The 5937-nt window shown below is 45.7% G+C and carries 8 protein-coding genes; 2 read left to right on the top strand and 6 right to left on the bottom strand.

What is annotated here, in order from left to right:
* The coding region (locus B3D59_RS02960; RefSeq protein WP_286817616.1) for a hypothetical protein at positions 1-203 on the top strand (203 nt) is incomplete at its 5' end.
* Between the two features lie 9 nt (positions 204-212).
* Here B3D59_RS02960 and gpmA read toward each other — a convergent pair.
* The 6 genes from gpmA to B3D59_RS02930 all read right to left on the bottom strand — a co-directional run bounded on the left by gpmA (position 213) and on the right by B3D59_RS02930 (position 4059).
* Positions 213-971, bottom strand: coding sequence for a 2,3-diphosphoglycerate-dependent phosphoglycerate mutase (gene gpmA, locus B3D59_RS02955; RefSeq protein WP_286817615.1), 759 nt, complete (start codon positions 969-971; stop codon positions 213-215).
* On the bottom strand, positions 964-1275 hold the full coding sequence (locus B3D59_RS02950; protein WP_286817614.1) for a hypothetical protein: 312 nt from the start codon (positions 1273-1275) through the stop codon (positions 964-966). The genes gpmA and B3D59_RS02950 overlap by 8 nt, the downstream gene beginning before the upstream one ends.
* Positions 1276-1283: 8 nt before the next feature.
* Positions 1284-2288 carry a type I glyceraldehyde-3-phosphate dehydrogenase gene (gene gap / locus B3D59_RS02945; protein ID WP_286817613.1) on the bottom strand — a complete coding sequence of 335 codons (1005 nt, stop codon included), beginning with the start codon at positions 2286-2288 and terminating at the stop codon, positions 1284-1286.
* A gap of 59 nt (positions 2289-2347) precedes the next feature.
* Positions 2348-2662, bottom strand: a complete 315-nt coding sequence (locus B3D59_RS02940; RefSeq protein WP_286817611.1) for an HPF/RaiA family ribosome-associated protein — start codon at positions 2660-2662, stop codon at positions 2348-2350.
* Between the two features lie 283 nt (positions 2663-2945).
* Complete coding sequence (locus tag B3D59_RS02935; RefSeq protein ID WP_286817610.1) at positions 2946-3584, bottom strand: hypothetical protein; 639 nt, start codon at positions 3582-3584, stop codon at positions 2946-2948.
* Positions 3585-3879: 295 nt separating this feature from the next.
* Positions 3880-4059, bottom strand: a complete 180-nt coding sequence (locus B3D59_RS02930) for a CsbD family protein (protein ID WP_286817609.1) — start codon at positions 4057-4059, stop codon at positions 3880-3882.
* 847 nt (positions 4060-4906) lie between these two features.
* Here B3D59_RS02930 and B3D59_RS02925 point away from each other — a divergent pair.
* Positions 4907-5707: a glutamate decarboxylase gene (locus B3D59_RS02925; RefSeq protein WP_286817608.1), complete on the top strand. Its 801-nt coding sequence runs from the start codon at positions 4907-4909 to the stop codon at positions 5705-5707.
* Positions 5708-5937: the final 230 nt, after the last annotated feature.

Genomic DNA, 5937 nt, shown 5'->3' with positions numbered 1-5937 from the left:
AAACATCAAGCGGTACGTGTACGTCCAACATATCATCCTCCTTCTTCTTCATCTCTTTCATGATTTACGCTTCTTTACTCTCTTTAAATCCCCAGGCGTACAGGCGTAATGCGTCGGCAGGGTCCTGCCCCCGGGCAAAGGCGGTCACGAGCCCTTCGACCAGGGAATCCCTCGCTCCCACCGTGGAGCGCACCGGCACCTGAGGGAGCTGTTTATCCATGGGTTACCTCCTCTACGGCTTGGTTGGCGACGGCCGCGGCGGCCTTCTTCGCTACTTCGGGATCACCCAGATAGGTCTTGCGAAGGGGTTTGAGATTGTCGTCCAGATCATAGCTCAGGGGGATGCCGGTGGGTATATTCAGTCCCACAATCTCCTCCTCTGGAAGACTATCGAGATGTTTGACTAATGCGCGGAGGCTGTTGCCGTGCGCGACGATAAGCACGCGCTTACCACTTTTGATTTGCGGTGCAATCGTGTCCAGCCAATAGGGAATGAAACGGGCTACAGTGTCTTTGAGACTCTCCGCCAGCGGGATCTCCTCTACAGAAAGGTCCGCATAGCGTCGATCCCGGCCGGAATACCTGTCGTCACTTTCCATAAGCGCGGGGGGTGGGGTCGCGTAAGAACGGCGCCATATTTTCACCTGCTCTGCGCCGTACTCGTGCGCCGTTGCCGTCTTTTTAAGACCCTGCAACGCACCGTAGTGCCGCTCATTCAAACGCCAATGCCGCACAACGGGCACCCACATCTGGTCCAGTTCATCAAGCACATCCCACATCGTTCGAATCGCACGCTTCAGGAGAGATGTATAAACCAGGTCAAACTCATAACCGCCCTCTTTCAAGAGCTTGCCCGCATTCCCGGCTTCCTGGATGCCTTGTTCACTTAAATCAACATCCGCCCACCCCGTGAAACGATTCTGTAGGTTCCACTCACTCTGACCATGCCGTAGTAAAATTAGTTTATACATAAGCTGCAAGGTCCAGCATCCGTCTCGCATAGCCAAACTCATTGTCATACCAGACCAGCACCTTGGCCACCCGGTTCATAACCACCCTTGTGCATGGGGCATCAACAATACCTGAGTGTGGATTTCCAATAATATCGGCAGATACGATTTCATCGTCATTATAGATGATACCCTTGAGCGCTCCTCCGGCTGCGTTTCTCAAGGCAGAATTCACTCTCTCCACAAAAACGTCCTTTTTTAGATAAGCGACAATATCCGTTAAGGCCCCATCCGGGATCGGTGCTCTCACCGCTATGGCATCCATCCTCTTTCTCACTTTTTAGCCATATATGCCGCCAGATCAAGCATGCGGACGGAATACCCAAATTCGTTGTCATACCATACCAGCACCTTGATTAATTTGTCATTCACGACTCTGGTAAATGATCCGTCAACAATACCCGAATGCGGATCGCCTATGATATCGGCGGATACAATCTCGTCCTCCGTAAAGTCCAGGATGCCTTGAAGTTTTCCGTGGACCGCTTTTTTGAATTCCGCGTTTATACTCTCCACCGAGACCTCTTTGCGGACACAGGCTACGATATCGGTGATGGCCCCGTCGGGAATGGGTGCCCTTACCGCTATAGCATCCATCTTTCCTTCCAGTTCAGGGAGAACCAGGGCAGTGGCTATAGCAGATCCCGTACTGGTGGGAATTAAAGAGACTGCAGCTGCACGGCCCCTTCTTCTTTTTCTCGCCGGGCCGTCCACCATGGCCTGGCTGGCGGTATAGGCATGGATAGTGGTAATTAAGGCGCTTTCAATTTCAAAGGCATCATTTAATATCTTCAGGGCAGGGGCCAGTGAATTGGTGGTGCAGGAGGCATTGGAAATGATCTGATGTTTTTCCGGGTCATACAGATCTTCATTAACGCCCATAACTACAGTTAAATCCGCACTTTTGGAAGGCGCGCTGATAATGACTCGTCCAGCCCCCGCCTCTAAATGTTTAGCCGCATCCTCTCGTTTTCTGAAAAGACCGGTGCATTCCAGTACAATGTCCACTCCCAGCGATTCCCAGGGAAGCTCTGCCGGGTCTTTTTTACTGAAAAATTTAATTTCCTTTGAATCAAAACGCAGATAATCTTCGGCTGATTCCACCGTAAAGGGTGGTTTGCCGTGGACAGAGTCATAACGCATCAAATAGGCAATATCAGCGGCCGGCGTCAGGTCATTGGCGGCTATAATTTCCAAATCTGGATAATTACCCATGAGGTATTGGCGCAAGACAAGTCGACCAATACGCCCCAGACCGTTAATGGCTATTTTTTTCATTTCATTTCTCCCATTATAATTATTCCAGGTGCCCACTCTCCCTAAAAACTAAAATTTCATCATTTGTCATGCAATCGCCCAAGTGTGTGGTCAAGGAATCTCTTGAGTTTTTCAGCCGCTCCATCAATCGCCTGGTCAATCGACTCCGCCTCATCTGAAACCGCAACGGGTTGGTGACCTTCGAGGCGTGCTTCCATCATGCAACGCTTGTCATGGCTCCCGCCCTTATCGCTGTTTTCATCGCTGAGATGCACTTCGACGCGGGTGATATGCTCCGCCAGATGGCCGAGCGTGCTTTTCACCGTTGCTTTGGCCTGCTCGGCCAGTTCTTCGCGACCTGCGATGTGATTGTCTGTGTTGATTTGGATTTTCATGCTGTTCTCCTTTCTGGTTGTGGTTGGTTGTATGAAGGTATTTTATTGAATATTTTTAATAAGATATACTACCCACTCAAGGACTCCAGTGCCAGTTTTTTATAACATATTGATATTATTATATTTGTTAAAAATGATGCTTTTTGTGCTGCGGTTTTTAAAACGTCAATGATATCAATCTGTTATCGAATCACCGAGGGGTGTATGGTTCCAAATCATGGTATTCAGCCCCCTATGGTTATGCGATTTGACGAAAAACTGGATCATCGAGTTTTAAAAGTATTTAATTCATTTTATGCAGGAGGTCTGCGGCTTTACTAAAAAAAGTTTTAACTCCATCTTTCTGATCAAGAGTAAGTACTCCCGGTTTTATTGATTCTGATGCAATTTTTAATTCTGCAACTTCATTTGTCAATCCCGGATATTTAGCCTTTTGGATGTTTTGCAATACATTTGTTAAAATATCATCCGCCTTTTTAATGCTATCTGCATGTGTTGTTGCAAAGGGATCTTTTTCAATCATTTCTGCATATTCCTTTACCTTTTCTATATCTGCCCGAACTTCGTATCCAACTTCACCGGCCATAGCATTTGTAGCTTCGACTAATTTTGAAAGAGCTTCATTTGTATATTCATGCTCCAGACTCATCTTATTTTTGCTGGTTTCCACAAAATTTATATAAGCCGCCACGGTACTGTTGTTTTCCTTCACATTTATGAGGTCTGTTTCTTCAGTACTCACAGGTTCGGATACCAGGTCAGTTTCTTCAGTACCTATAAGTTCGGATATTTTGGGCACTTCATTCGTTTCCCCATTGTAATCATGAAATGCCAAGAAATAAATAAGTACTGCAATTACTCCGAGTCCCAATAATACCCACGGCCACACCAGTTTTTTCTTTTTCTTTTTAATTTCTGTCATAATAGTCTCCTTATTTGCAGGCTGGTCTTATTATAGTCATCAAACTTTTCGCATGTCGTTTTCACAAATGATTTCTGAGACGGATAGAACGTGCACTTAGTCCGGTAATAGAATCCGATGGCATTCAACAGGTATTTGGGGAACCACAAAATAGAAAATCAGCAGATACTACATAGTATGATCTTTTTTATTCTATGTGTGATTTAGCCGTTTTGACAGTAAGCTCTTTCTCCAACCAGTTATGATATATTCACTGAATTATTCCTCCTTGTTTGTAAGTCTTAAAAGCATCCGTTTACTTGTCCAGCGCTTTCTTGATTCGGCCTATTTTTTTCTGAACTTTCCCTTTAAATTTTTCGACCGTACCTTCGGCTTCCAGGTTGGAATTTCTCACCGTCTTTCCGACGACCTCCTTGATCTTACCTCTCACCTGATGCATGTTGCCTTCTGCATTGTCTCTTGTACTTGATTTCACGGTATTTCTCCTAAAAGGAATGTTTCACCTTTTTGTTTTTTTTATATGAAAGAATTGAACTAACCTGCTAGTTTCTTTCATGATTTGTTGTGGACTGACCTCTGTGAAAGACCAGGTCGGCCATGGCCGTTATTATAGAATATGAGGAGCCTTATTCTTCTTTAGGTTTGCCCTCGGCTTCCGTGTTATTATCCCCATACCTTTTCTTGACAACCCTTTTGACATTGCCGATAATTTTGCTCGTGCCTTTTTCTCCGGTTTTGTCTTTCATGCCTGATTACAAATCATCCTTCCGATCGCCAGTTATCTTTCATATAAGGCAATCATTGTGCCAGGATTCAAAATCACGGGATTTCTTTACCTATCATATTTATTTTTCAGCACAAATAATCACAACTTGCAGTTTCAACCCAGTCATCAACAACCAAATACAAAAGGTTATATATACTCAAAAAGCCATATATAGCCTTTTTATAGGGTCTTTAATGGTGTCTTTGAAAAGCTTTTTTGCTAATTCTTCATAAAAATTATGAGGATAGATGATGTTTTCCAGGGCATTGAAACCCTGATACATAAAGTGAATATAAACTTATATATAGTGAACCTATCTGTTTGTACTGAAGAAGGATCTGGCATAAGAGAACGCACATCTGGTGGGAATCCCAGCCGGAAACCGAACCTGTGGTGATCAGGATCGGAACAGCCGTGCCCCCCTCCGGTTACATCCAGTGGGATTCGGACAAATGCGTCGGGTGCGATAGGTTCGTTTTGGCGTATGCCATGGTGCACGGGGGAAACACCAATCCCCTCAACCCCCGAAGTTAACAACTCAATTAGGAGAAGAACAATGCCATTACATGAAAAAGTCAAAGGCGGAGAAAACCGGTTGGACGACGTGTACTCGTCTGCAGACCTGTCGGTTGTATTGCCCAAGTACAAGATGCCGGAAAAAGAGCACAGTCCGCGTCACATCTATCAGGTTATACATGATGAATTGATGCTGGACGGCAATGTCCGGCAAAACCTGGCGACCTTTTGTACCACCTGGCTCGACCCGGAAATCTACAAAATCATGGACGAATGTATCGGTAAGAACATGATTGACAAGGATGAGTACCCTCAGACAGCTGAGATCGAATCCCGCTGTGTAAACATGCTGGCTGATTTGTGGAACTCGCCGGATGCCGCCAATACGCTGGGATGTTCGACCACAGGTTCCAGCGAGGCCGCCATGCTGGGCGGAATGGCCATGAAATGGCGGTGGCGAGATAAAATGAAGGCAGCCGGCAAACCAACGGACAAACCAAATCTTGTCTGCGGTCCGGTACAAATCTGCTGGCATAAATTTGCCCGTTACTGGGACGTGGAACTGCGGGAAATCCACATGGACGGTGAGCGCCTGATAATGACCCCGGAAGAGGTAATCAAGCGCTGCGACGAGAACACCATTGGCGTGGTGCCGACCCTGGGCGTTACCTTTACCGGCCAGTATGAACCGGTTAAAACTGTGAGCGACGCCCTCGATCAGCTCCAGAAAGATACGGGTTTAGATATCCCCATTCATGTGGACGCTGCCAGTGGCGCCTTTATAGCCCCCTTTGTGGAGCCTGAATTGGAGTGGGATTTCCGTCTACCGCGGGTTAAGTAGGTAGACAAAAATAATTCTTGTTTTATCTTTCTTTGCAATAAATCATTGTTGTTGTTTCAATTTGCATAGCAAGGATATCAGACAATGCCGTTGACTTAAGACACCTCAAAGTATCAAGCTGGTTGCCTGTATTCCAGATGGAATTTTTTATTCTTTTTATTGAAATTACGTTCATATGTTCTGCCAGGTCTTATGGATTCTATAGATGTAAGCATAAGAGCCTGTAATTT

Origin of the sequence: Desulfobacter sp. UBA2225, assembly GCF_002348205.1 — a bacterium.
Taxonomy (GTDB): Bacteria; Desulfobacterota; Desulfobacteria; order Desulfobacterales; family Desulfobacteraceae; genus Desulfobacter; species Desulfobacter postgatei.
The sequence above is the reverse complement of the archived record's forward strand: the minus strand, read 5'-3'. Positions and strand labels throughout refer to the sequence as shown.